A 25962-nucleotide genomic window follows, 5' to 3' on the forward strand; every position below is an offset into this window, starting at 1 on the left:
CCAACACTTTTCAAATTAAGTTAAGCATAGTAATCAATCCTCTAAATAGTTTAGATTGTAGGTAGGCGGCAAATAAAGCTAAGCCCTAGGAGCATACACAAGTATGTGACTAGGGTTAGCGTATGAAGCCAACACCCCTACAATTTAAACTATGAAGAGGATTTTCGGTAAACGCGTTGAGGCCGCCCCACCTTTCCATACTCTATCTCGGCTTCAATCTTATTTTGAGCCAAACAATACTCTAAGTAGCGTCTAGCCGTTGTGCGACTTAACTTGATGGTTTCTGCGATAGTTTCTGCTGTGTATTGTGCCCCTGCTTGTGTAAAAAGCGCGAGTACTTTATCTAGCGTCAGCGCATCAATGCCTGTTGGCAGCTCTTCTTTAGCTTCACCTCGGGCATAGGTATTGAACATATCGTCAATTTGACTTTGGCTTGTTTTGCTCTTGGTTTGTAATACAGATCGGCGCTGTATAAACCTATCTAAAGTTTGTCCGAGCCTTTCATAAGCAATAGGTTTCACCAAATAATCAAAGACGCCTAAACGGATCGCCTCTGAAACGGTTTCCATATCGCTTGCCGCTGTTGTAAAGACAATATCAGCAGTATTTCTTTCCTGAATCAACTCATGAACGAGATCAATCCCTTTACCATCAGGTAAATAATTGTCTAATAAAATTAAATCAGGTTTCATATATTCAATCATTCGTCTGGCTTCGGCCAGGTTTCCTGCTACCCAAACCTTGTCGCACGCGGGATAAGCTTTGATATACTCAGCATGCATTTCTGCAAGAAGTAATTCATCTTCCACAATGAGGATTTTTATCTTAATCATTTTGTATCTTCACTTTCGGAATAAATATAGAGAACACTGTACCATGAGGTTGATTTTCTTCAATAATAACCTCACCGTTGCATCTGTTCACGTAGGATGAAACCAAATAAAGTCCGATACCATGGCCATCTTCAGATTCACTTTTCGTCGTAATACCCCTTTCAAACCACTTACTTTGGATTTCTTGAGGAAAGCCACATCCTTGGTCGGCAACTTCAATCACAATATTCGGTCCTTCATCTGAGAGATATAATTCAACTTGTTTATTACCACTATTAATTTTTAAACTGGCTTCAAATGCGTTATCCAGTAAGTTACCTAAAATTGCACAAAATTCGGTACTGTTTAATGAATCAGGTAATGAACGTAATTGGCTTCCGGGCGTAAAAATAAGTTGTAAACCAAGTTCTTTCGCCCTGTGGTATTTGCCAAATAATAAGCCGGCCACTTGTTTATCTGAAAATTGCTCTCTCAACGAATCAATTAATTGCTGTTGAGATTCAGACTCACCTTTAATCAGCGCTAAAGCTTGGTCATACTCTTTCATTTGTAAAAGACCACTTAGCGTCGACATCCAATTAAGATGTTCATGGCGTAGCGTTCGTAAATTTTCCACATATTGACGAACTTGTGTCAGTTGGGAATTCAATGATTCAATATCGTTTTGACTGCGAAAGCTGATCACCGCACCAATTAATTGATCGCCATCACGAATAGCAATTCGATTAGCAATCACATTTAATCCATTAAACTCACATAAAATATCATGCTTAGTAGTTGAGATATCTTTCGTAAAAAATTCAGCTGGTGAAATATGCTCAGAAATAGATTTACCTATAAGTTGCCCTACCGGCTCACTCAATGAAAGCATTTTTCTCGCATTATGATTGATATTAATAATCTTGCCATCATAATTAACCGCAATAATTCCTTCAAAGACCGCCTCAAAGATACCTTTTTGAACTAAGACTAACTGTGCTATTTGATCGGGTTCCATACCCAGCATCTGACGCTGAATTAAACGTGTAAATGCCCACGATAAAAATAGCAGTATCACTAAAACACCAAAAAAAGTCGCAACGGTCTGAACAAATAATTCACTACGTGATGTATCAATTTTATTGGTTAGATAACCAATCGATACAACGCCAATAACTTTCTCATTTTCATCGTAGATAGGAGTTTTAGCGCGCATCGCATTACCAATCGAACCCTCACCGCCAATAAAATAACTTTCACCATTTTCCAGAGCACCCGGCTTATTCCATTGCATCTTATAACCCACTTTAGAACTATTAGGGTGATATAAACGCATTGAGTTTTCATCGCCAATTACTACATAGTCATAATCTGAGTCTTGATTAAGCTTATCTGCAATGATTTTTAATTGGAGGATATCTCTTTTTTTCACGGATTCAATCACGCCATCCATCGATGCAATCAATTTTGCTTGATTCATAGCCAAAGAACGAATGTTTGCCATTAGCCGGTTTTCAGCCGTATCCGTAAAATATTTTCCGAGCCCTAACGTCAAAAATAACGAGACGACTAATAGAAGGAAAAAAACTCGGACCGAAAATGAAATCGAGTTTACTTTTTTTAATGTAGGAAGCTGATACTCTTTTTTCATTTTTAATCTCGTTACTGACTGAAAAGTAAAATTTTTGTTAAAACAAAAATGATAGATTAACCAAGAAAATAAACTGACACCCAAATCATAATACACATATTAATAATTAAACGCATTAAAACCACGAAATAAACCCCATATAAGATAATTAAAAACTTTAAAACCATTAAACAAATACAAACTCATTTTAGAAACATGAAATAGGTCAAGTATATTAAATACAGTAGCTTTAATATTAATATTGAAAAGGGTAATTAAATAAAAACTTAGAATTTAATTATAAGAAAATTTAAAAAATATTTATTTAATTAACTTTAACATTAGCAACATTTTAAAAACATCTCTAAAAGAGATGCAGGATACTAATATGTTCGAAAACATAACGTTTAATCAGGTGAAACGTCATGAGAACAGAAAACTTGCTGAAATAACTCAGTTTTTAAAGGAAAACGATTTAGAACTTGATGCAAGTATCGACGTTTTCATTACCATAACTCGCAGCGATAAATTAATTGCTTGCGGAGGACTAGCTAAAAACGTAATTAAATGCGTTGCAATTAGCGATGACGCTCGTGGTGAAGGTCTTGCATTAAAATTAGCGACTGAATTAGTTAATCTCGCTTATGAGAATAATACTACACATTTATTTATTTATACTAAATTTCAAAATGAAAGCCTATTTCAACAATGTGGATTTCATACGATAGCCACCGTTCCTAATATCATGGTTTTAATGGAAAATAGCTGTTGTTACTTAAAACGTTATTTACAAAGCTTAAAAGAACAACGCAAACCAGGAAAAAGAATTGGCTCTATTGTCATGAATGCGAATCCTTTTACACTCGGCCACCGTTATTTAATAGAACAAGCAGCAAAAGCCTGTGATTGGCTACATTTATTTGTCGTTAAAGAAGATACCTCACGCTTTCCTTATAACGTGAGACTCAATCTTATCGAAGCAGGCACTAAAGGTATAGAGAATTTAACTATCCATAAAGGATCTGAATATATTATTTCTCGTGCCACATTCCCTTGCTACTTTATTAAAGATAAAACCGTCGCCAACAACTGTTACACCGAGATCGATATTAAGATTTTTCGTCAATATATTGCTCCAGCGTTGGGAATTACCCATAGATTCGTAGGTTCTGAGCCTTTTTGCCAAGTCACTAATCAATATAACCAAGACATGCGCTTTTGGCTTGAAACGAAAGAGATGAATTTCCCTCCTATTGAACTCGTTGAATTGCAGCGAATGGTCATTGATGGCACGGCGGTCTCCGCCTCGCAAGTTCGAAGACTGCTCGCTAAAAAAGATCTTGCGGCGATTAAGTCGATTGTGCCCGAAGCCACTTATCAATATTTACAAGATATGTTGGCTTCCCAAGTACCTTCTACGATAAACCGCATCGAAAGTTCCGAATTAGTGATAGGTGAATAATGAAAATACGACACGCAGCAGTTGCCGGCACACTTGAATCAAGTGATGTCATGGTACGAATAGAACCTTTAGAAGATACACCAGAGGTTTCTATTCAAATAAGTAGTAGCGTCGAAAAACAGTTTGGTGATGCAATTCATGGCATCGTGCTTGAGCTTGTTAATCAACACAATATCCAAGGTGCACAGATTATAGTTGATGATAAAGGCGCATTAGAGTGTGTTCTCAAAGCACGCCTTGAAGCCTTACTTGCTCGTGCTTGTGACGTTGAATATCTGCCTTGGGAGAACAAATAATGACTCCAGAAAGAAAAACACGCACACGCAGAAGTATGTTATTTGTGCCTGGTTCAAATGCAGCAATGCTCAGTAATTCCTTTATTTATAAAGCTGATGCGTTGATGTTTGACCTAGAAGACTCGGTAACCTTGCGTGAAAAAGATACCGCACGCCGCTTGGTTTACCATGCACTTCAACACCCTTTATATCAAGACATAGAAACGATTGTGCGCGTTAACGCTCTTGATTCTGCTTTTGGGGTTGCCGATCTCGAAGCTGTCGTACGCGGCGGTGCTGATATCGTTCGCTTACCAAAAACTGATACTGCACAAGATGTCATTGATATTGAAAGTGAAATATTACGTATTGAAAAAAGCTGTGGCCGTGAAGAAGGAAGTACTGGACTTCTTGCAGCCATAGAATCACCAATGGGGATCACTCAAGCTGTAAATATCGCCCATTCATCAGCACGACTTATTGGCATCGCATTAGGTGCCGAGGACTATGTCCGCAATTTGCGCACCGAGCGGTCTCCAGACGGCATCGAACTCCTCTATGCTCGGTGCGCCATTTTACAAGCCGCTCGTTCAGCCGGTATCCAAGCCTTTGATACTGTCTATTCTGATGCCAATAATGAAGAAGGTTTCCTCAAAGAAGCCGCGCTCATTAAACAGCTCGGCTTTGATGGCAAATCATTAATTAATCCACGACAAATCGAGTTACTTCATAATCTTTATGCACCAACTCAAAAAGAAGTCGACCATGCACAACGTGTTGTTGATGCTGCTGATGCCGCTGCCCTCGAAGGCAAAGGCGTCGTTTCCCTAAACGGGAAAATGGTTGATGGCCCAGTTATTGACAGAGCCCGACTTGTATTATCACGCGCGGCATTATCAGGTATTCGGGAAGAGTGAGGCAAAGAAAATGACAAATACTACACAGCGTCAGGCGCGCGTATCAGCCTACTTAGAACCTAAAACTGATGAGCTATTGCGTGCATTTAAAGATATTGGCAAAGTGCAACAGCAGGTTCAAAAACCAAGAAATCGCAAACTTTGTGATGACCTGCAAGTGGCTATACGTCGCTCAGGCCTTAAAGATGGTATGACAATTTCATTTCACCATGCGTTTAGGGGTGGCGATCTCACGGTAAATATGGTCATGCAAGTGATTGCCGAAATGGGATTTCGCAACCTAACTTTAGCCTCTAGCTCATTAAGTGGTTGCCACTCACCGCTTGTTGAACATATTCGCCATGGTGTTATTCGTAAAATCTATACATCAGGCATTCGTGGCCCGTTAGCTGAAGCCATTTCTCGCGGAGAACTTGATGAGCCGGTGCAAATCCATTCACACGGTGGACGTGCCAACTTAGTTCATAACGGCGAGTTAAATATCGATGTGGCGTTTATCGGTGTACCATCTTGTGATGAGTACGGTAATGCTAACGGTTACACTGGCAATGCAAGCTGCGGTTCTCTTGGTTACGCTAAAATTGATGCTGAAACAGCCAAAAAAGTGGTGATGTTAACAGAAGAGTTATTAGCTTATCCCCATAACCCATCAAGCATTAAACAAGATGAAGTTGACTACATAGTGAAGGTTAAACGTGTAGGTGACGCCGACAAAATTGGTGCCGATGCAACGCGTATGACATCAAACCCAAGAGAATTGTTAATCGCACGTACTGCGGCAGATGTAATTGAAAAATCAGGTTATTTCAAAGATGGCTTTTCACTGCAAACCGGGACAGGTGGCGCTTCACTCGCGGTAACGCGCTTCCTCGAAGACAAAATGAGACGCCATAATATTCAAGCTGGTTTTGCTCTCGGTGGTATCACGTCAACAATTGTCGATTTGCATGAAAAAGGACTTATTCGCAAATTATTAGACGTGCAAAGTTTTGACCGTGCAGCCGCTGAATCGCTAGTGCGTAATCCTAATCACATTGAAATTAGCGCCAATCAATATGCCTGCTTTGACTCCAAAGGAGCCTCGGTTGATATGCTAGATGTGGTGATATTAAGTGCGTTGGAAATTGATACTCGCTTTAACGTCAATGTGTTAACTGGCTCTGACGGCGTGATCCGTGGTGCATCTGGTGGTCACAGTGATACGGCAGTTGCCGCGAAACTTTCCATTATTGTTGCACCTTTAGTACGTGGTCGTATTCCAACCTTAGTCGATGAAGTTATCACTTGTGTCACACCAGGTTCGAGCATCGATATTTTAGTCACTGACCATGGTATCACTGTTAACCCTGCTCGCCCTGAATTGAAGCAACAACTTGAAAGCCAAGGTATTAAAACTGTTTCAATGAGTTGGCTGCGTGAACGGGCTCAATTACTCACTGGTGAACCTAATCCAATTGAATTTACAGATAAAGTTGTCGCAGTTGTCCGTTATCGCGATGGCTCTGTTATTGATGTTGTACATCAAATTAAGGAGTAGTTCATGTTTTGCCCACTGCCTGATACTAAAGAGCAATTTGAAATTTCTTTACCTGATTTGCTGGCGAGTCGTGATACCCGTCAAGCTCGCCAGCAGCAATGGATTGGTCTCCACCAGGTAACCTTGATTTCATTTACCGTTGTTTTCCCGGGGGCTGTCAAAGACAGTCATTTGGTTAGACACATCTTTAATCAAGGGTTAAATGCGCTTAAACAAGTTGCTTTATGCAGGCAGTGGGTACTTTTATCACAACAATCTTTTGCTTTAAAAACAGGTCCTGAATGTTTTGTTGCTGTTGATGCAGACGCAAATCTCGTCAAAAAAGCCTTAATTGAAGCGGAAGAGTTATCACCCATCGGCAGACTATGGGATTTTGATGTTTTTGATGCACAAGGACAGCAGTATTCACGTAGTCAATTAAATCAAACCTCAAGAAGCTGTTTAATTTGTGATAATGAAGCCAAAGTGTGTGCTCGTTTACGCACACATCCGCTAAGCGAAATCCTGAATCGAATCGAGGAGTTAGCCAATGCGCCTACAACTTATTGAACAGTCTAATACGCTCAATGAAGATATCATTCACCATTATAGCCTGCTCGGCTGGCAAGCCATGTTAGCTGAAGTGAATTTAACCCCAAAACCGGGACTGGTGGACAAGCACAACACCGGGGCGCACAAAGATATGGCGCTCACTGATTTTCATTTAAGCGCCAAAGCGATTGCAAAACATTTTCCACAATTTTTACAAGCAGGCGCTAATTACAAAGATTTAACTATCGAGCAAGTCCTACCTAAAATTAGAACTATCGGTATAGATTGTGAAAAATCAATGTTCCGTGCAACTCAAGGTGTCAATACTCATAAGGGCACGATTTTTTCACTCGGATTAGTGCTGACGGCAATTGGTAGGTTACTCGCTTTACAACAAAGGGTTTCTCCCGACGCGATTTGTCAATTAGTTGCGGCTATGTGCCACGGTATTTGTACTGAATTAAAACAACCCGCCGATAAACCTACTGCTGGACAACGTTTATATCAGCATTTTGGGTTAACTGGAGCAAGAGGTGAAGCTGAGGGCGGCTATCAATTAGTGATTAACCATTCACTTCCTTATTATTTACAGCAACTTGCATTAGGTAAAACACAAAATATTGCCTTATTAAACACGCTAATTTTACTAATGAAAATTAATGACGATACCAATATTGCCAATCGTGGCGGTATGCAAGGTTTAGCGTGGATAAAACAACAAGCAGCTCAACTACTACAAACAGGGATTAATCAACCCGCAGATTTAGTAAAAATAAAACAGTTTGACCAACAATGTATTAATAAAAATCTCAGTCCCGGCGGCAGTGCCGATTTATTAATTTTGACTTGGTTTTTTGCCCGACTACCGTGTTCTGAGATTTATCAAAATAGATCAAACACAACCAATAATTTAAACATTAATTAACACAGGGATAATAAATAAATCGATAGAACCCGTTATAAAAATAGACATCAAAATTATATTTAAATTTATTGCCGATTATTGTTTTAAAGAATTTATGACATATCCGAAAAACTCGAATAAAGATGATAAACATTAAAAATATTATCTCTATTCAAGATACAGCTATATCCCGGATATGCAGTTTAACAAATTCATAATATTAAAAGTTTATACCCTAAACAATTTAAATGAGTAGAAAACAGCAACTAAAGCTGCTTCCTAGTATTTAAAAGTTGACCGGTATATAAATCAAGGAAATTGGCCTATGCAAAAAGATAAGATATGGAAACTATTGCTCCTAATAGCAATTCCAATAATTATCGCCTTAATACCGACACCAGCAGGATTGCCTCATATTGCTTGGCTGTTATTTGGTCTTTACCTTGCCGCAATTGTTGGGCTGGTATTAAAACCTTATTCAGAACCAGTTATTTTGTTAGCAACTATCGCTGCTAGTGCCATTATTATTGGCGTAACCGGTACCAAAGAAGTTAAAGCGGGTGAAGTATTAAGTGGTTATGCATCCGGTACCACATGGTTGGTATTTGCTGCATTTACACTGAGTGCTGCGTTTGTTATTACAGGCCTTGGTAAAAGACTCTCCTATATCCTCATTGGTAAATTAGGCGGAACAACTCTAGGACTAGGATATGTCACAGCTTTACTTGACTTAATCATAGCGCCAGCAACACCGTCAAATACAGCTCGTGCGGGTGGGATTGTTTTTCCTATCATTAATAGTGTGGCGGTAGCGCTTGGCTCAGATCCTGAAAAAAGCCCCCGCAAAGCAGGTCATTACTTGTTAGTTAACGTTTATATGGTGACGAAAACCACCAGCTATATGTTTTTAACAGCAATGGCACCGAATGCTTTAGCATTGGCTATGATGACGGACATTATGGGTATTCACTTAAGTTGGGGCGGCTGGGCTTTAGCGGCATCAGTACCTGGCTTAATCATGCTTATTTTAACACCATTGATTATTTATAAACTCTATCCACCTGAGTTAAAAAAGGTCAATAACAAAGAAATCGCCGCAAAAGGTCTTAGTGACTTAGGCCCAATGACTATCCGTGAAAAGCTGCTTGCTCTTATCTTTATTATTGCACTAGCAGGCTGGATATTTGCAGATAAAGTCGGCGTTAGCGCCTCAAGCGTGGCTATCGGTGTCATGGCATTAACGCTAATTCTTGGTGTTGTCACTTGGGATGACGTATTAAAAAATAAAGGTGGCTGGAATACGCTGATTTGGTATGGCGGTATCATCGGAATGTCCGGTGTTTTGACTAAAGCAGGCTTTTTCAAATGGCTAGCTGATGTCATGGGACAACACCTTTCCTTTGGCGATCAAACCATGCTGGCGTTCTTTGTCATTATGTTTATCAGTGTCGCGATACGTTACCTATTCGCCTCTGGCGGTGCATATGTCGCCGCAATGGTACCTGTATTTGCTACCGTAGGTATGGTTGCAGGTGCACCTCCGATGCTGTTAGCACTAGGCTTATTATTCTCCAATGCCTATGGCGGTAGCTTAACCCATTACGGAGGCGCTGCTGCTCCAATCGTATTCGGTGCAGGTTATAACGATATTCGTTCTTGGTGGATTATTGGTGGGATCATCGCTTTCTTAAGTTTGTTAGTGCATATGACTATCGGCTTGGGTTGGTGGGAAATTCTAATCAATACAGGCTTGATTTAATGCCTTCGCATTTAATTACCCACTAAATATTCCTAATGGGGTGCAATGTAAAAATTGTACCCCATTTAAATACAGTATTATTTCTTGCTAAGCGATTATTACTTTCAAAATTAACGCCACAGCTTGAAATAGAATAAGTAACCTACTCAAAATAGTTCGAGTTGTGGCTAGGCGGCAAGTGACTAGGGTTAGCAAGCGCAGCCAACNNNNCACAGCTTGAAATAGAATAAGTAGCCTACTCAAAATAGTTCGAGTTGTGGCTAGGCGGCAAGTGACGCTAATCCCTAGGAGCATACATAAGTATGTGACTTAGGGTTAGCAAGCGCAGCCAACNNCACAGCTTGAAATAGAATAAGTAACCTACTCAAAATAGTTCGAGTTGTGGCGAGGCGGCAAGTGACGCTAATTCCTAGGAGCATACATAAGTATGTGACTAGGGTTAGCAAGCGCAGCCAACAACGCCACAGCTTGAAATATGAAGAGTAATAAGGACACTATGAAAAAAATTCCTTGCACCTTAATGCGCGGCGGCACCTCAAAAGGCGTCTTCCTACTCGCTGACTCTTTACCTAATAATATTACAGAACGTGATGAGCTTATTTTAGCCATTATGGGTTCTGGCCATCCGTTACAAATTGACGGTATTGGCGGTGGTAGCCCGCAAACAAGTAAAGTGGCGATTATTAGTCAGTCAACTCATCCTGATGCTGATGTTGATTATCTATTTGCACAGGTGGCGGTTACTGAGCGTATTGTCGATACAGCGCCTAATTGCGGTAATATGCTGTGTGCTGTTGGGCCTTTCGCTATTGAACAAGGCTTAGTTTCTACTTCAGGTGATTTAACAACGGTTCGAATTCGCAATATAAATACTGATACTTTTGTTCATTCCACTGTTCAAACCCCTGATGGTAAAGTTCGATATGATGGTGAGACTGAGATTGCCGGTGTACCTGGTCGCTCTGCGCCAATAGCGCTAACATTTCTAAATGCTTGTGGCTCAAAAACAGGTAAATTATTACCCACTGGTAACGTCATTGATTCTATTGATGGTATCGATGTGAGTTGTATTGATATGGCCGTTCCTGTCGTTTTAATTGATGCCCCTCAGTTAAATAAAACCGGATATGAAACTGCCGCTGAGCTTGAAGCAGACAAAGCATTTATGCAGCAAGTTGAAAGTATTCGATTGCAAGCTGGCATTGCGATGGGTCTCGGTGATGTCAGTAAAAAAGTGATCCCAAAACCGATTTTAGTTTCTCCCGCCATCAATGGTGGCACCATTAATGTGCGTTATTTCATGCCTCATAAATGCCATGGCGCATTGGCGGTTACAGGCGCGATTGCCATTGCTATGGGAGTACTATTACCGGACAGCATTATTCAGCAATATATTGATATCAAGGCTGTTGATACAAAAAATATATCAATAGAACATTTAAGCGGTAAATTTGAGGTATCTCTGACTCAAAAAGGACATTTCCCTGAAGGGGTACAAGCTTCTATTATCAGAACAGCTCGAAAATTGCTTGTTGGTGATGTGTTTGTGCCTTAAATTATTACCAATAAATAGCCTGTCTATTTTCTCTTATTCAATAGATTCAAGACAGGCTATTCTCACTTTTCTATACTCGATTCACTCTACTCGCCAAATAATTCAGCAATTCATTATTGTTATTCAAATAAAGTAACGAATTTTCCATTAATATAATACGAAACCTGATGAGCTTCATCTGGCGTTGGTACTTCGAGCTTACCCGCCATTCGTGCAATAGCATTATCAGGTACCGCATATTGTCGCTGACGATTTTGCTGCATCCACTGTTTGTAAGGTACTTCAAGATACACCAAATGGATTTTTGCTTGATAACGAGCAAACAAACTCACCATTCGTTCTCTTAAAGAAGCGCTTAATGAGGTTGCATTCCAGATAAAATCTTGTTTATCGCGCAACAATATTTTTGCCTGATCCTTCCCTTGCTGAGCTACCCATCCTTGCGCGTTTTTATCTGTAGGACTTATTTTGTGTGTCCGCCGAATATCATCAAGGCATACCATTGAAGTTTGCGGATAAAATTTCTGAATAAAATGATCTTTACCCATCCCTGGCAAGCCACATAACATAATCACTTCACTGCCTTGCTCTTCAAAAGGTGCGTAATCCGTTGTGCCACGTTGATAATGAAAATAACTAAAACGTCCTGCTAACGAAGCAAATTGTTTTGGTTGATCCCAGCAGCCGTTTTCACGACAAAAAAGTTCAAATAGCTCAATACGGGAAAGTAACTCGCCCTGATCTTCACATATTCGACCAATCGCATCCGCTTTCGCTAACAGACATAAAAGTGACATTTCAACGCGTAACGAGGCGGCAAATAATGTCCGCTCTGGATCCGGTTTTTCCATTAACCATAATGGTAAACCATGAAAACGTACAAGTGCCGCAATTTTCTCACGAATAGCAAATGGTGTTTCTGCTTGTCGAAAAAGAATGTTTCTCGCGGATAACTCCCCTTTTTTAGCGTGTCCAGGAGAGATAATGCGCCCATTTTCATCTTCTCGTGTTGTACTGCGTTTTTCTACATCGTGTAATAATGCCGCTGCCCAAACAATATTTTGCTGTAATAATGGAAGCTGTTGATATTCAGGTAAATTCACTAAGGCCGCTAATACCATTTGGGTATGAATAGCCACATTACCTTCCGCATGATGTTGGCTATCTTGAGGTACAGCTTGCATATCACGAACAAAATCAAATTGTGCCTCAAGGTGTAACCAGCTAGGTTTATCCATTAATTGCCAAGTCATTAGTGACCTCCTTGGCGTTCAAACGCAAGTGGCGCACGCTGCCAATTGCGTTTCCAGTGAATATCTGTTTTCACATGGTTTTTGCGTACATATTTAAAGATATGTTGTATAAAATTATCCACGTGAAAGCCTTGGCTATCACGAGTAACGATACCTTCCATGCTACAAGCTTTCCCTGTATGAGTATCTTTAGCAATGAATTGGCTATCTAATGATGCCGCATCCATTAATAAGCCTGTGTATTCTTGCTTGCCTAACTGTTTATCAATTGAAAGCGTAAGCTGTGGTACCGTAGGAAAATCAAATAATGCTGCGTAAAATTTCACTTCTTCCCAGCTTAACCAATAGTTACCCTGCCTAACGGCAAACACATAGAAATAATCTTCAATATGTTGATATTCAATGGAATGTATCGCATACAGGTTTTCGCCAAATAGCTCAATATCCGCTAAATCGTTTTTAATTAATTGCCACCGTTGGCGAATTTGTTGACTCCACGCTGATTGCGTAGGTGCTCCATGAGAGCGTGCAAAAACGCCATGACGATTCAGACAATTATTTTCACCATCAAGTTTTTCAGTATGAACAAGTTGTTCAATATTTTGGATGTGTGACCACCAATCGTGATTAATACGATCGTCACTAGTGGTACCGGGTGAGAACGGATAGTGATACGTTCTACCATACTTTCTTGATTGCATATTCATTATGCTTTCTCTACATAAATAGGAATAACAACAAACCTTATGCAAGATTTGCTTGTTGAATTATTGAGAAATCAAGTGTTGGTATTACATATTGGTTCCGAGCTACGGCCTCTTTAAGCTTGTTTTTTAATAAAAACAGTAAGAAATAATAAATCGAGAAGATTTTAGACCAATAGTCAAGAGAAAGGCTATCAATTTATTCCTAATTTGACATTCGTTTCAATCTATTCAGTACTAATTTGACTGTCATCAAGAGGATATTTTACAACTACCTTATTGCGATATAAGCACTTATCTTGCAACGTAGTGGGTTCCTGCCCTTTTGTCGTCACTTTTTGCCAAATTTCATTATGACGATAAACCACACCATTTTTTCGTGTGAATTTATGATTTTGCTGATGAATATGATATTTAACACCGCGAGGTGCTGAGCACAATAATTCACCTTCAAGTTGATGCTCTGCTATATTAAAAATCAGTTGAAATGTCGTTTCAGTTGGATTGTAAAAAACCAAATCAATATAGTTATAGAAGATAGCGGCTCCTGAGCCAAATGGCAGTACCCGCCCTTCATCGGGGAAAGGATCAAAACTATGATTTGCCCGCTCAACCACTTGTAATGGTGAATGTAATATCATCCAGTGAATTAAATTACTAAGCTGACAAATTCCGCCGCCAATACCTGATCGCGCTTCACCAAATGACAATTCCATTCCTTCAACAAAACCTCGTTTTGCACTTGGCTTACCCACTAAGCGGCAAAAAGAGAAATATTCCTTCGGCCTAATAACAATGCCATTCATTGCATCAGAAGCAATCCGTAGGTTAATCACTTTATTATGTTGAAGTTTTAAATCTGAGTTACCCAATTTACGAATAAGTTTAGACGTGTGCTTGTTATAGCGATATTCCAAGCGCTGTGCATCTCGTTTTCGGGCATATTGCCTAGTTGAAAATGTCCAATGTAACCTGCGAACAAATCGTTTTTGCCGAACCCGTAGCCAATAAAGTATTGGGTGATATGTCGATAACGGCCGGCGCATGAAACATCCTTATCAGTGATGGTAAGTTACAGATTATCTGCATCTCTCTAATCCCTGAATAATCCCACACTTAACCAACAATCAAAATATCAATTATCCGATAAACATTATTCATCTTAGCAATTAGCCGATTACGTTTGTCCTACTATCCTCCTATTTTGAATTTTGAATTTTGAATTTTGAATTTTCCCATCTTTGCTCTAAGAATTTCAAATTGCAGCTAGGCGGCAAGTGATTTCATCCCTGGGAGCATAGGTAACTATGTGACTAGGGTGAAAGACCGCAGCCAACAACGCTGCGGTTTGAAAGACAACGAGCAAAAACGAGTAACTATGTGACTAGGGTGAAAAACCGCAGCCAACAACGCTGCGGTTTGAAAGACAACGAGCAAATTAGTAGAGGCCGAGGAAAGCACCAACAGCCAGTGTAAAAAAGCTGAACACCCAAATCCATCCAAACGAATAACGCAAATGCCTTCCCATATCAATTCCTGCTAGTCCCATTGCTAACCACGCTGCAGGAGAAAATGGGCTTACAAATGTCCCTGCGTTATTGCCTATTGCCATGGCATATACGACCGCTGATGGGTCCACCCCTGCTGTTGCCGCGATTTGCTGAATAATCGGTAGCAGTGCGAAATAATAGGCATCTGTACTGGTGAAAATATCCATCGGGACGCCGAGTATACCGACGAAAATATGAATTTTTGAAATCCATTCAGTAGGTAAGATTGCCGTTAAATCCGTTGCGATAGATTTAAGCATTCCACCGTCAGATAGAATACCTAAAAATGCCCCTGCGGCTAAAATGATTGCCACCATTCCTAGGGCTTGCGGAGCATGTTGCGATAGCACTTTCATTTGGTCTTTAGGATTAGGGTAGTTAACTAACAGCGCGATCGATAACGCTATCATAAATACATAAGGCGCTGATAATAATCCAAATGCTAAACAGATAACTGAAGCAATGATCAGACCACCATTAATCAGTGGTTTTTTAGGTTTGTGAATAACATCGGTCAAATCAGCTGTTTCATCACTGAGCGGTAATAATGAATCCATTTGATACGGTGTTGTTCCTTTTTGCGCCGCGGCAGCAATCCGCCTTTTCTCTCGTATTCCCATTATCGCAGCAAACCCCACTGCGCCAGCCATTCCAATAATTTGAACCGGAATTAATCCCTGCCACAGCACGGATGCGTCAATCCCTGTTACCGCAGAAGCTCGACCTAGCGGGCCTCCCCACGGCACCATATTCATGATCCCCATACTGGCGCACATCAATAACAGCATCAAATAAGGGCTCATACCCAACTGGCGATATAACGGAAGTAATGCTGGGATAATAATAAGAAAAGTTGCCGCACCCGAACCATCTAAATGTACAACCCCAGCAATCAAAGTTGTCATGATGCAAACAACAATGACATTTCCTCGAGTCATTTTAACCATGATACGGATCAGTGGATCAAAAATATGAAGGTCTTTCATTAAACTGAAGAATAAAATGGCAAATAGAAACATGGCTGCCACTTTTGAAACTTTATTAATACCGCTCTCAAAGAAAACGGAAATTTCTGGAATTGAATAACCGGCGGCTAAGGCACCGATAAATGGAATACAAGACATTGCAATAATAGGGCTTGCTTTCCCCATCATTAATAAAGTCACAATCGATACAATGATTAAAATACCAATAATCGTCAACACATTTATCTTCCTTATTAGAATTATATTTTTCAGGTGAATTGATTTTAAAAATAGTACTTACATCCAACATGTCTTACTTTTAGACATCAGGACACTAAAATCGTAAAACTCTATTTTCGTTAAATATCAATTTCTTCTTATATAAACCTATCAACAATCATGCAAGATGAAATTTATTTTTTTGCGATGGCAACATGTCATTTACAATTACTTAAATCACCCTTTAAAATAAAAAATCAGTTTAAAATACTATTAGCGCCATTAAAACCATTAGTGATTATTAGCACCATTTAGATTTGGTTATTATTATTTTAATTATTAATACTTGGATTATCAGTGCCTGTTTAATATTACTATCTACATTATTTTATTTTTTCTATTTTATTTTAGCTAAAATGCATGATATACGATAACAACACACAGAAAATTATACTTTTTGCTATTTTTCTCAAATTTAGACTTAACTACTTGCATTTTTTATCTGCTACTCAGTGAAAAAAGACAATAACTATCAAATATCACACCTTCTCACAAAAAAAACTCATCAAAATTTGTATACTTAAGAGATTATTAAAATCTACAGATAAGGAATACACAATGAGTCACCTTTTTTCCTCGGCGTCTGTTGGTCAGGTATTATTAAAAAATAGAATTATTATTCCCCCTATGTGCCAATATTCTGCGGACGAGGGAATGCCAACTGCTTGGCATCATGCACACTACATGAACTTAGCGTTATCAGGAGCTGCGCTAGTCATCGTGGAAGCCAGTGCGATCACACCTGCTGGTCGTATTACCTATAAAGATTTAGGAATATGGAACGATCAACAAATGACTGAGATGCAAAAGATGCTAACGGGTATCAAACAGTTTTCAGATACACGCCTTGGTATCCAAATTGCTCACGCAGGTAGAAAAGCATCGACCGACTTACCTTGGTTTGGCGGCAAAAGCTTAAGTGCTACAGATAAAAATGGCTGGCAAACAGTTTCCCCTACAGCGCTTTCTTTCGCACAGAATCATCCTCCTCGTGAACTAAGTGTCGATGAAATCTTAGAAGTAAAACAACAATTTGTGGACGCAGCTAAACGTGCAGAACAAGCAGGATTTGATGTAATCGAAATCCATGCAGCCCATGGATATTTATTGCATGAATTCTTATCACCAATATCCAATAAGCGACAAGATGAATATGGCGGTAGCTTTGTAAACCGTAGCCGTTTATTACTTGATGTATATCAGGAAATAAGAGAAGCCATTGATCCTAATATTGCCGTGGGTGTGCGTATTTCAGCAACAGACTGGATTGACGGTGGCTGGGATGTTCCTGAATCAATTGAGCTAAGTACATCACTTGAAGAATTAGGTTGTGATTATGTTCATGTATCCTCTGGTGGTCTTTGTGACAAACAAAAAATACCATTAAGCCCTAATTACCAAGTACCTCTAGCGCAAGCTATTCATGAGCAAACCATGATGCCCGTAATTGCGGTCGGTTTAATTACCGAACCTCTTCAAGCTGAAGCCATTATTGCCACACACCAAGCCGACTTTATCGCAATTGGTCGAGGAATATTATTTGAGCCTCGCTGGCCATGGCGTGCGGCAACCGTACTCAATCAACAAATTGAAGTCGCACCACAATATTTACGTAGCGCTCCTCATCAATTTAAAAATTTATTTAAATAACTGCAAATAAAAACCGCAGCCTTTCAATAGTGCAAGCTGCGGTTTAAATTGAACTAATTTAAGAATTAAATATTCAAGTATTTAATTCTATTAACGTGAATTTTGTGAACACTGTTGAACAAATTCAATCATAGACTGTTGAAATTCCGGAACCGCAGTACCTGATTTAGCCAACTCACTATCCATACGTTTAAATTCTTTTAAGCCATATTTTTCAATGGTTTTATCATAGGCACAACCACAGATTGCGGTCACAGCGTTAGCAGTTTCACCTTGTGGGTTACCTGATGCAACAACGCAAGTGTTTACAAAGTTGGTTTTATACTCTGCAATTTCTGACTTTTCATCTGAACATGCGGATAAAACTGTCATTAAACCTGCCATTAAACCTGCCATACCCAATACTAGTGCAATTTTTTTCATTTTACGCCTATTCTCCCTTTATGCTTCAAGTTGTCACTAAGCAGTGAAGTGAAAAACCACGTTTTACTCACTACAACTCAAATTATTTAGGGGATTTATTATGTTTGAAATACCATTAATCTTAATATCTAAAATAAAAACATCATATTAAGATTAATATCCCTACCACAATGCCATGTTATTAATAATAGCGTCTTTAATATAAAAAATCTGCTACCTGTCACTTATTTTTCAAACTCATCTTATTTAGACGATGAATTAAAAGAACGCCAGCGATAATAAAAAAGGGCCAATAATATAAGAATACAGCCAACAATCTGAATAAATGGCATTCTTTCGTGATACCAAATAGCAGCTACAAATACAGTCATCACGGGCTCTAAAATCATAATAATTGCGGCATTAGCCGCAGTCGTATTTTTTTGGCCAATAAGTTGCAAAACAAAACGTAAGCTTGTTGCTATAACGACACTAGCAATAAACCACATAATTGTAGGAGTCGTTAAATTTGTAGGCCATTGTTCTAAAAATGCCGATAACACTAAACCAACAACTCCAGTACAGGCAAGTTGCATCGCAGTCAAAGGTAGAATAGGGACACTGCGAGTATATAAACTGGTGTAGCAAAAATAAATCGCCTGAACAATAGCTGCACCAAGAAACCATAATTGACTAGCTTTAAATTCTAATTGAGCCTTAAAAAGAGTTAGACACGCCAACCCTAAAATCGCAACAGGTAAAGCTTCCCAAAAATATCGGCTTGGCTTGCTTTTAAGAATAACCCAAGCCACTAAAGGAACAAAAAGCATAGCAAGGCTCATAATAAAAGCCCCTTCCCCTAATGAATCTGTAATAGCAACTGCATGGATCCATAATACGAGATTTAGTGCCATCCAACCGCCCGTCATCACAATTTTAGGCAGTTGTTTGCGGCTAACTTTATTTGCTTTACCCCGACAAAACGGTAATAAAATAATTGCAGCAAGTAAAAATCGCGTTCCTAAAAAAGCAAATATTGGCATTCCTTGTACAGCTTCACGAGAAAAAACCCACCCCCAAGCGGCAATCATAGTTGTCAGCACTAAGAATAATTCTGCTTTTCTTTGTGAGTACATTTTTTCCTCTAAATATTTTTACTGCTTAATAGCTTTCATCATACTGGCTTTCGTTGGTAAACCAATCATATTTTGGTCTTTATTCCCCATGAACAACATAAAAAAATTTATAACTAAAATTCGATAAATAAGACCTTTAAATGAAGGTAATTTCCTCTTAACAGCGATACTTTTACTTTCATTCAGCGAATTCATCCCTCCTTTTCGTTAAGAAATACTTTTTCAAGTGATAAAGGAGGATATCCACTTATAAGCTGGTCAATTTTTCTTTTTTTCTATCCTGAGATAATCATGACATAACAGCTAAGTCTATCAATTAGAAAGCTTAGTATTTGAATTAATCGTTATTTCAAAGGTAGGTAGCTATAATGACCAATACCAATCAAACACAGTCTGATATCTCTCTGGTCAGACAAATTAAGTCAACCATCCGTACTCGAAAGTATGCTCATGTTGATGAAATTAATATATTATGGCGGCATGCAATGAGATCGCAAAAAGTAATTGAGTGGCGTAATATTATGGTCATTTCGAGTATTGTGTGCGCCATCATAGTACTCATTAAATATTTATCATTTTAATACTCTATTACTAGCAAGCAAAAAGGGTAAAAACCAGAAGCTATTTGGCAAAAGCTGTTTTTTGTAGCGATGTTCAAAACTAAACCATAGTTTTTGATTCTAACATCAATAATCAGCCGGCTAGTTGAAAAACCGGCTGATGTTAATGAAAATCCTCTTTACGATTTATAGCTATTGTTTTGACTTGTTATTAGTCAGTTTTTATCTGCAAGCAGTTACCAATAACCAAGAAATTTCCACCAAAGACTTCCTAAACTAATCCAAATAATTAAGTTCACCACACTCATCACAAAACCAGCTTTCCACCATTCGCCTAAAGTGGCATAACCCGAACCAAAAATAATGGGTGCCGTACCTGTACCATAATGGGTCAAGGACATCATAAGAGATGAAGAAAATGCCAAAATTAAAGCTAATAACATTGGCGGTGCGCCAAGCGCTAAACCAGCCGCAAAAAATGCAGCAAACATAGCGGTAATATGCGCAGTGGTACTCGCAAAGAAATAATGAGAATAAACATAGATAAGCACCAATATTAGCGTGCCCCATACCCAACTAATTCCCATACTATCAATTGAATTACCAACCGATAATGACATCCATTTAATTAGGCCTAATTTACCTAAGAAACTCGCCATCATAACCAATGCGGAAAACCATACGACAGTGTCCCAAGCACCTTTATTTTTAAGAACATCATCCCAATTGATGACGCCAGTTGCCAATAAAATACTTAAACCAACAAATGCAGCAGTGGTCGCATTAACACTGAACGCTGGGCCAAATAACATAGCCGGTACCCCTGCCCACATTAATAGCAATAGTCCAAATACTGCTAAAGTAATTATTTCAGGTAAGGAGATAGGACCTAATTGCTGTAAACGTTCCTTTGCAAAATCGGGTGCGTTTGGCGTTGAGGTAATTTCAGGCTTATACATTGCATAAATAATAAGAGGCATTAAAATTAATGACACAATCGCAGGAACAAAAGCTGCGATTGCCCACATAGCCCAAGTCAATTCATTCCCCTGACTTGTTTCACTAATAATCAGACTGACTATTAATGGATTTGGCGCAGTCGCAGTAATAAACATCGCAGAGGTAATAGGATTAATATTATAGTTAACTAAAGAAAGATAACGCCCAATTTTCCCCGCTGTGCCATCATCAGCCTTTGAGCCAAAACTATCTGAAATCGAGCGCATAATAGGGTGAATAATTCCCCCACCACGAGCAGTATTACTTGGTGTAACTGGAGCTAATATTGTTTCTGCAATTGCTAACGAATACGCAATTCCTAAGGTTTTTTTACCAAATAATGAAATAACATAATATCCAATCCTTGCGCCTAATCCAGTCTTATTCAAACTCATCGAAACCATGATTGAAATACCAATTAACCAAATTAAATCATTAGAAAAGCCGCTTAATGCATCAGCAATTGCCCCTTTAGTTGATTCAGGATTAGTTACACCTGTAATTGCGACCAGAGAAATAGCCACAATTGATACACCACCAATCGGCAATGCTTTCCCAATTATGGCTGCAATAGTTCCAACAAATAAAGCCAACAAATGCCAAGCATTCGGATTAACCCCTTCAGGAACAGGAATAATAAACCAAATAATTAAAGTGATAGCTAAGGCTATTAAGGTAGGTATAGGTTTTAACGGCGTCAATTTATTCATTAGGGTATCCATACAAGTTATAAGATGGAGTAACAGAGAAAAAACAGTTATATATTCTTATCTTTATCACCATGTTAACAAACCATCCTATATAAACCTTGATCGTTATCAGTGAGTTACTTTGTTTAGGATAAAAAGTAACTATTTTTGTAACAGAGTGTAATTCATACTTTGAGTAAATGTTTTTTATTTAGTACGCAAACACATGACTTATTACTAAACACAATACAAATATATTTAGTTATTAAAACAACTCCTCACCCGCAAGTTGAGTAAAAGAGTTATTGAGAGTTTAAATTAAGATAAATCATTCTGTTGGCGTCAATCTTAATATACAAAAAAAACAAACTAAATTATATCTACATCCCTAAATCTGTAGGCTGAATCGAGTAAATGAAAGTAAATATAAAAATGACTTAATAAATTAGATATACATAGTAAATATTTAAATCCAATAAAGCCGATACAAAAGGTCAAATAGCAAGCTCAAACCGAACAAATAACAACCAATTCAAAATAGTCACCACAATAAATACAACGACTATGAGTTTTATTTTCAATTGATATAATAACAACACTAAATATTAATTAGATTTTATATTGATATCTATTTTTAATATTTAAACATTCCAGTTGTATTTAATCTAACATTACAGTGTATTTATTCCAAATAAGACTACTACTATTAAGGAAATAAAAATGACACTAAATGACACTCATATTATGACTAACCAACAACCCTGTATTATTTTATGTACAACAAATAGCTATGAGAGCGCGATGAAAATAACACAATCTTTGCTAAACAACCGCCTTGCAGCATGTGTATCATTATTACCGGAGATAATTTCGTTATATCTTTGGAAGGAAAAAATCACTCAAAATAAGGAGATATTATTACTCATTAAAACAATGCAAACTAATCAAATTAAGTTATTTGAGATGATTAAAGAAATTCACCCATATACAGTACCCGAATTGATCCGCTTAGACCAAAACCAAGTAGAAGATAATTATTTACAATGGCTAATAAACTCCATAAAATGACATATCCATATGATTTTAATATTATTTTTTGACAATCAAATTACCTCTATTATGAGTTTACAATTTAAACTAACTGGTCGGCTATGGTTTATAATAATTTAATGTTATACAGATAGCCTCGCTTTATATTTTTATTTATTTCCCCTCCTCTTATTTTGGAGGGTTTTTTTTGCTTATTTTTCACACCTTCAGAACTAAACTCTGATATTAACGAAAGCGCTTATTTCAGGTAATGGAATATTTCAATAGCATAAAAATAAAAAGCCATTAACTCTATAATCTAATTTTTTAATATATTACCTTGATAAATTATACAAAAACATTATATTAAAAAGTATATTGTTAGTGAGGTTTTTTTTATTGATAAACGGCTTATAGGATATAAAAATGACTAAATTTAAAGATATAACCAGCAATATTTCCGGTAATTTAAATGAATTGGGCAAGCATATTCCAGATGTCATGAAGCAATTTTCTGGCCTTGTTACTGCGGGCACTCAAGATGGCGCCTTGGATAAAAAAACCAAAGAATTGATTGCCATTGGTATCGCTGTTGCAAACCGCTGCGATGGCTGTATTGGTTTTCACACGAAAACATTAGTTGATTTAGGCGTGACAGAGCAAGAATTATCTGAAGCTCTTGGTGTCGCTATCTTTATGGGCGGTGGTCCTTCTGTTATGTACGCCGCAGAAACAATCAGCGCATATAAAGAATTTTTAACAAAATAACTCAACGGTCACAAACAAGAGAAGCTAATACTTCTCTTGTTTATATCCGCTTAGTTTCTTTTTACCTACGCATCCTGCGCAATATCAGATCAGTGCGGTATTTTCGCTTGTTCCATCATATGTTTCAGTTGTTGTGGCTCATCTATCCACGCTGGTGAATTAGGGCAGCCGGCACTCTTGGGATTAATATCGCACAACGTAAACTTATTCAATATCGATTTTTCATCTGAATCTCTTTGTGCCAATAAATCCTGATAGCTTCTATCCTCTTGCGCGATTTTCTTGTTTGGATCAAAAACAAATTGTTTTTTTGCCTGTACTTCTTCACGATTTTGACCGATTTCTGCATACTGACGGTCAACGGGTGGCTTTTCATGGTATGAATAATCGGCGGCAAAACCGCAAAAAGAAAAACCAAAAAAGATAAGAAAAATAATCTTTCTAAACATATAGATACCTCCAAACTTTGGATATAAGTTGGCATTATAGGCATCTGATAATTCAATGCTATTAAAAATTAAAAATAAATATATAAAAAGCTTATCATTCAACTTGTTATTAATAAATAACTATACAATCAATTGATTGATGAGATTATTCTTTTTCCATAAGCAAAAAGTGTAAACTTAAAAATTGCACACTGCTATTTTTTAACCTTGTACCCTCTGTCTTTTTTCCTTCAAAGTGATCACGCTAAATATGCCTTTACGACATTATTTATTTTAATTGATCACCACAGCGAAGGAATACCTAATGCACAAAACACAATTTGGCCCCTATATTGATGTCAGCGTAAATGCAATTTGGGATGACTGGCAAAATTATCCAAATGGAAGACCTAACCCCGAGTACAGCCAAGCAGCAATAAAGTATGGAATGGATATTCTGTATCTTGGTTTTTTAACCGCAGATCCTAACAACAATGCTGCTTGGTCAGCTCAAGCGAGTATGCCAATTTCATGGGCGACACCGATGAGTGATGAATTAGTTGCAGGTAAGGTTAAAGTAGCGGTCTCTTTTGGTGGCGCAGCAAATAAAGATGTTTCACTAGTACAAACACCTGAGCAATTAATCGCAACATATCAACAAGCAATCGATATATTACAAGCGTCTCATTTAGATTATGACTTTGAAAATGGACTTTATGATGAAGATAAAGCTTTCAATGCATTAGCGGTTATCATAGAAAGAAATCCCGAAATAACGCTAAGCCTCACTTTACCCACTATGCCGACAGGCCTAACAAGTACCGGACTTGCACTAGTTAAAAAATCGATTGATGCAGGTTTAGTCATGAAAATCAATGGAATGGCAATGGATTATTATAACCCTAATTACCCAGATTTAGGTAAAGCGGCCATTCAAGCGGCAATCAGTATCAAAAATCAATTAGAAACCTTTTACCCGACACTATCAGACAGTGAGCTATTTAATTTGGTCCAAATTACGCCAATGATTGGCTTGAATGATGATCTAACGATGTTTACTTTTGATGATGTCAATATTCTGAGTGATTTTGCTAAAACCACTGGCGTCAATTTACTCTCAATGTGGAGTCTTACCCGAGATATGCCGGGTGCTAGTCCCTATCCTGAAGCAACAAGCTCAGGTAATCCAGAGCAAACAGAAGATTTCGAGTATTCTGAGCGTTTCACACAGGCACTCAATTAATTATTAATACACCAATGAGTACAAAAATAGTTTTGTGCTCATCTATAATAGGCCGCTCTACCTATGATGGATAATGATGAAAACCCATTTTCTCAGACACGTTTCGACCGGCAGTTTTTAATAACGTCACATAATGGTCAATTTGCAATTCATCAAAACGGATCGTTGGAAATGATATCGATAACCCTGCAATCACGTGACCTAAACGGTCATATACTGGCACTGCAATACAGCGCAAACCTAATTCTTGCTCTTCTCTATCTTGTGCATAATGCAATTCACGTACCGATGCCAACTCCGCCAGCAATTGGTCAATACTCAGCAGCGTCGTCTGTGTTTTTTTAACAAATGACTCATCTTTTAATGCATGACGAATAGCATCTTCACTTTTCCACGCTAACAGTATTTTACCAATTGCAGTGCAATACAAAGGGTTACGCCTACCAACCCGTGAATACATACGTAAATTATAGTTAGAGTCTATTTTATGAATATAAATAATTGCATTTTCATCTAATGCGCCGAGATGTACCGCCTCATGGGTTTCTAAGCTTATCGCACGCATTTCTTTGTCTGCGATTTCAATTAAATCAACATATTCGAGAGACTTAGCACCAAGTTCGAATAATTTTAACGTTAACGAATATTTATCAGCTTCCCCTTCTTGCGTCACATAACCGAGCTGTTTCATGGTTTGTAAAAAACGAAAAGTTGTCGCTTTAGACATCAACAAACGTTGCGATAATTCAGACACGCCGATTTCTTTTTGTTCGCCTAGCGCACTGAGAATACTAAATACCTTAACGACCGCAGACACCGCATCCGTTTGAATTGTTTTATCCATATCTACTATTCATCCACTATTGATAAGAAATCGCATCTAATTATTTACATTATACCTGTTCAGTCAAACTTCACGACAGAG

General features: G+C 38.2%; 23 protein-coding genes. 12 read left to right on the forward strand and 11 right to left on the reverse strand.

The features are described 5' to 3' along the window. Positions 1-149 precede the first annotated feature (149 nt). Both dpiA and dpiB read right to left on the reverse strand, forming a co-directional pair. The gene (dpiA, locus tag DD649_RS13355) at positions 150-833 is read right to left on the reverse strand and encodes a two-component response regulator DpiA (protein WP_294107671.1); all 684 of its coding nucleotides are present in this window, start codon (positions 831-833) and stop codon (positions 150-152) included. After that, the gene (gene dpiB / locus DD649_RS13360) at positions 826-2463 is read right to left on the reverse strand and encodes a sensor histidine kinase DpiB (protein ID WP_294107672.1); all 1638 of its coding nucleotides are present in this window, start codon (positions 2461-2463) and stop codon (positions 826-828) included. The genes dpiA and dpiB overlap by 8 nt, the downstream gene beginning before the upstream one ends. A 367-nt stretch (positions 2464-2830) precedes the next feature. Here dpiB and citC point away from each other — a divergent pair, with 367 nt between their 5' ends. The 8 genes from citC (at position 2831) to DD649_RS13400 (ending at position 11382) form a co-directional block, all read left to right on the forward strand. Next, the gene (gene citC / locus DD649_RS13365) at positions 2831-3904 is read left to right on the forward strand and encodes a [citrate (pro-3S)-lyase] ligase (RefSeq protein WP_294107673.1); all 1074 of its coding nucleotides are present in this window, start codon (positions 2831-2833) and stop codon (positions 3902-3904) included. After that, a complete protein-coding gene (citD, locus tag DD649_RS13370) occupies positions 3904-4200 on the forward strand; it encodes a citrate lyase acyl carrier protein (RefSeq protein WP_294107675.1) in 297 nt (98 codons plus the stop codon). Before citC ends, citD begins: the two co-directional genes overlap by 1 nt. Next, the gene (gene citE / locus DD649_RS13375) at positions 4200-5096 is read left to right on the forward strand and encodes a citrate (pro-3S)-lyase subunit beta (protein WP_336430839.1); all 897 of its coding nucleotides are present in this window, start codon (positions 4200-4202) and stop codon (positions 5094-5096) included. The genes citD and citE overlap by 1 nt, the downstream gene beginning before the upstream one ends. 10 nt (positions 5097-5106) lie before the next feature. After that, a complete protein-coding gene (gene citF / locus DD649_RS13380; RefSeq protein WP_294107677.1) occupies positions 5107-6633 on the forward strand; it encodes a citrate lyase subunit alpha in 1527 nt (508 codons plus the stop codon). Positions 6634-6636: 3 nt separating this feature from the next. After that, entirely contained in the window at positions 6637-7182 is a 546-nt protein-coding gene (gene citX, locus DD649_RS13385) for a citrate lyase holo-[acyl-carrier protein] synthase (RefSeq protein WP_336430840.1), read from the forward strand. Further along, positions 7163-8089, forward strand: a complete 927-nt coding sequence (gene citG, locus DD649_RS13390) for a triphosphoribosyl-dephospho-CoA synthase CitG (protein ID WP_294107681.1) — start codon at positions 7163-7165, stop codon at positions 8087-8089. The genes citX and citG overlap by 20 nt, the downstream gene beginning before the upstream one ends. A 304-nt stretch (positions 8090-8393) precedes the next feature. Further along, positions 8394-9827 (forward strand): anion permease, encoded by a 1434-nt coding sequence (locus tag DD649_RS13395; RefSeq protein WP_294107683.1) that lies wholly within the window; start codon positions 8394-8396, stop codon positions 9825-9827. A gap of 496 nt (positions 9828-10323) precedes the next feature. Further along, the gene (locus DD649_RS13400) at positions 10324-11382 is read left to right on the forward strand and encodes a 4-oxalomesaconate tautomerase (protein ID WP_294107685.1); all 1059 of its coding nucleotides are present in this window, start codon (positions 10324-10326) and stop codon (positions 11380-11382) included. Between the two features lie 119 nt (positions 11383-11501). On the opposite strand, the gene DD649_RS13405 is transcribed toward DD649_RS13400, so the two are convergent. The 4 genes from DD649_RS13405 to DD649_RS13420 form a co-directional block, all read right to left on the reverse strand. Further along, positions 11502-12635: an AAA family ATPase gene (locus DD649_RS13405; RefSeq protein ID WP_294107686.1), complete on the reverse strand. Its 1134-nt coding sequence runs from the start codon at positions 12633-12635 to the stop codon at positions 11502-11504. Further along, positions 12635-13342, reverse strand: a complete 708-nt coding sequence (locus DD649_RS13410; protein WP_294107687.1) for an RNA ligase family protein — start codon at positions 13340-13342, stop codon at positions 12635-12637. Before DD649_RS13410 ends, DD649_RS13405 begins: the two co-directional genes overlap by 1 nt. Before the next feature lie 224 nt (positions 13343-13566). Further along, entirely contained in the window at positions 13567-14385 is an 819-nt protein-coding gene (locus DD649_RS13415; protein WP_294107689.1) for a VanW family protein, read from the reverse strand. Between the two features lie 392 nt (positions 14386-14777). Next, entirely contained in the window at positions 14778-16094 is a 1317-nt protein-coding gene (locus DD649_RS13420; RefSeq protein ID WP_294107691.1) for a citrate:proton symporter, read from the reverse strand. A gap of 597 nt (positions 16095-16691) precedes the next feature. Here DD649_RS13420 and DD649_RS13425 point away from each other — a divergent pair. Further along, positions 16692-17783 carry an NADH:flavin oxidoreductase/NADH oxidase gene (locus DD649_RS13425; protein WP_294107693.1) on the forward strand — a complete coding sequence of 364 codons (1092 nt, stop codon included), beginning with the start codon at positions 16692-16694 and terminating at the stop codon, positions 17781-17783. A 90-nt stretch (positions 17784-17873) separates the two neighbouring features. On the opposite strand, the gene DD649_RS13430 is transcribed toward DD649_RS13425, so the two are convergent. The 3 genes from DD649_RS13430 to DD649_RS13445 form a co-directional block, all read right to left on the reverse strand. Next, positions 17874-18206, reverse strand: coding sequence for a hypothetical protein (locus DD649_RS13430; protein ID WP_294107695.1), 333 nt, complete (start codon positions 18204-18206; stop codon positions 17874-17876). Positions 18207-18448: 242 nt separating this feature from the next. Beyond that, a complete protein-coding gene (locus DD649_RS13435) occupies positions 18449-19321 on the reverse strand; it encodes a DMT family transporter (protein WP_294107697.1) in 873 nt (290 codons plus the stop codon). A gap of 796 nt (positions 19322-20117) precedes the next feature. Then, a complete protein-coding gene (locus DD649_RS13445; RefSeq protein ID WP_294107700.1) occupies positions 20118-21590 on the reverse strand; it encodes a DASS family sodium-coupled anion symporter in 1473 nt (490 codons plus the stop codon). A gap of 699 nt (positions 21591-22289) precedes the next feature. Here DD649_RS13445 and cutA point away from each other — a divergent pair. Both cutA and DD649_RS13455 read left to right on the forward strand, forming a co-directional pair. Next, complete coding sequence (gene cutA / locus DD649_RS13450; RefSeq protein WP_336430841.1) at positions 22290-22637, forward strand: divalent-cation tolerance protein CutA; 348 nt, start codon at positions 22290-22292, stop codon at positions 22635-22637. A gap of 387 nt (positions 22638-23024) precedes the next feature. Then, complete coding sequence (locus DD649_RS13455; RefSeq protein ID WP_294107702.1) at positions 23025-23366, forward strand: carboxymuconolactone decarboxylase family protein; 342 nt, start codon at positions 23025-23027, stop codon at positions 23364-23366. A gap of 89 nt (positions 23367-23455) precedes the next feature. Here DD649_RS13455 and DD649_RS13460 read toward each other — a convergent pair whose 3' ends face one another. Continuing rightward, positions 23456-23815: a hypothetical protein gene (locus tag DD649_RS13460; protein WP_336430842.1), complete on the reverse strand. Its 360-nt coding sequence runs from the start codon at positions 23813-23815 to the stop codon at positions 23456-23458. Positions 23816-24119: 304 nt separating this feature from the next. Between DD649_RS13460 and DD649_RS13465 the strand changes: the two genes are divergently transcribed. Then, on the forward strand, positions 24120-25037 hold the full coding sequence (locus DD649_RS13465) for a chitinase (RefSeq protein WP_294107706.1): 918 nt from the start codon (positions 24120-24122) through the stop codon (positions 25035-25037). Between the two features lie 61 nt (positions 25038-25098). On the opposite strand, the gene kdgR is transcribed toward DD649_RS13465, so the two are convergent. Next, complete coding sequence (gene kdgR, locus DD649_RS13470) at positions 25099-25881, reverse strand: DNA-binding transcriptional regulator KdgR (RefSeq protein ID WP_294107708.1); 783 nt, start codon at positions 25879-25881, stop codon at positions 25099-25101. Positions 25882-25962: the final 81 nt, after the last annotated feature.

Source organism: Providencia sp. (genome assembly GCF_003533305.1).
In the GTDB taxonomy this organism is placed as follows: Bacteria; Pseudomonadota; Gammaproteobacteria; order Enterobacterales; family Enterobacteriaceae; genus Providencia.

Coding starts and splice junctions, on each gene's coding strand:
- DD649_RS13445 (WP_294107700.1), bottom strand. CDS start 21,590: ATGAATAAATTGACGCCGTTAAAACCTATACCTACCTTAATAGCCTTA.
- citD (WP_294107675.1), top strand. CDS start 3,904: ATGAAAATACGACACGCAGCAGTTGCCGGCACACTTGAATCAAGTGAT.
- citE (WP_336430839.1), top strand. CDS start 4,200: ATGACTCCAGAAAGAAAAACACGCACACGCAGAAGTATGTTATTTGTG.
- DD649_RS13460 (WP_336430842.1), bottom strand. CDS start 23,815: ATGTTTAGAAAGATTATTTTTCTTATCTTTTTTGGTTTTTCTTTTTGC.
- DD649_RS13435 (WP_294107697.1), bottom strand. CDS start 19,321: ATGTACTCACAAAGAAAAGCAGAATTATTCTTAGTGCTGACAACTATG.
- citX (WP_336430840.1), top strand. CDS start 6,637: ATGTTTTGCCCACTGCCTGATACTAAAGAGCAATTTGAAATTTCTTTA.
- dpiA (WP_294107671.1), bottom strand. CDS start 833: ATGATTAAGATAAAAATCCTCATTGTGGAAGATGAATTACTTCTTGCA.
- DD649_RS13455 (WP_294107702.1), top strand. CDS start 23,025: ATGACTAAATTTAAAGATATAACCAGCAATATTTCCGGTAATTTAAAT.
- DD649_RS13410 (WP_294107687.1), bottom strand. CDS start 13,342: ATGAATATGCAATCAAGAAAGTATGGTAGAACGTATCACTATCCGTTC.
- kdgR (WP_294107708.1), bottom strand. CDS start 25,881: ATGGATAAAACAATTCAAACGGATGCGGTGTCTGCGGTCGTTAAGGTA.
- DD649_RS13425 (WP_294107693.1), top strand. CDS start 16,692: ATGAGTCACCTTTTTTCCTCGGCGTCTGTTGGTCAGGTATTATTAAAA.
- DD649_RS13415 (WP_294107689.1), bottom strand. CDS start 14,385: ATGCGCCGGCCGTTATCGACATATCACCCAATACTTTATTGGCTACGG.
- DD649_RS13400 (WP_294107685.1), top strand. CDS start 10,324: ATGAAAAAAATTCCTTGCACCTTAATGCGCGGCGGCACCTCAAAAGGC.
- citC (WP_294107673.1), top strand. CDS start 2,831: ATGTTCGAAAACATAACGTTTAATCAGGTGAAACGTCATGAGAACAGA.
- DD649_RS13430 (WP_294107695.1), bottom strand. CDS start 18,206: ATGAAAAAAATTGCACTAGTATTGGGTATGGCAGGTTTAATGGCAGGT.
- DD649_RS13405 (WP_294107686.1), bottom strand. CDS start 12,635: ATGACTTGGCAATTAATGGATAAACCTAGCTGGTTACACCTTGAGGCA.
- DD649_RS13395 (WP_294107683.1), top strand. CDS start 8,394: ATGCAAAAAGATAAGATATGGAAACTATTGCTCCTAATAGCAATTCCA.
- cutA (WP_336430841.1), top strand. CDS start 22,290: ATGACACTAAATGACACTCATATTATGACTAACCAACAACCCTGTATT.
- citF (WP_294107677.1), top strand. CDS start 5,107: ATGACAAATACTACACAGCGTCAGGCGCGCGTATCAGCCTACTTAGAA.
- citG (WP_294107681.1), top strand. CDS start 7,163: ATGCGCCTACAACTTATTGAACAGTCTAATACGCTCAATGAAGATATC.
- DD649_RS13465 (WP_294107706.1), top strand. CDS start 24,120: ATGCACAAAACACAATTTGGCCCCTATATTGATGTCAGCGTAAATGCA.
- dpiB (WP_294107672.1), bottom strand. CDS start 2,463: ATGAAAAAAGAGTATCAGCTTCCTACATTAAAAAAAGTAAACTCGATT.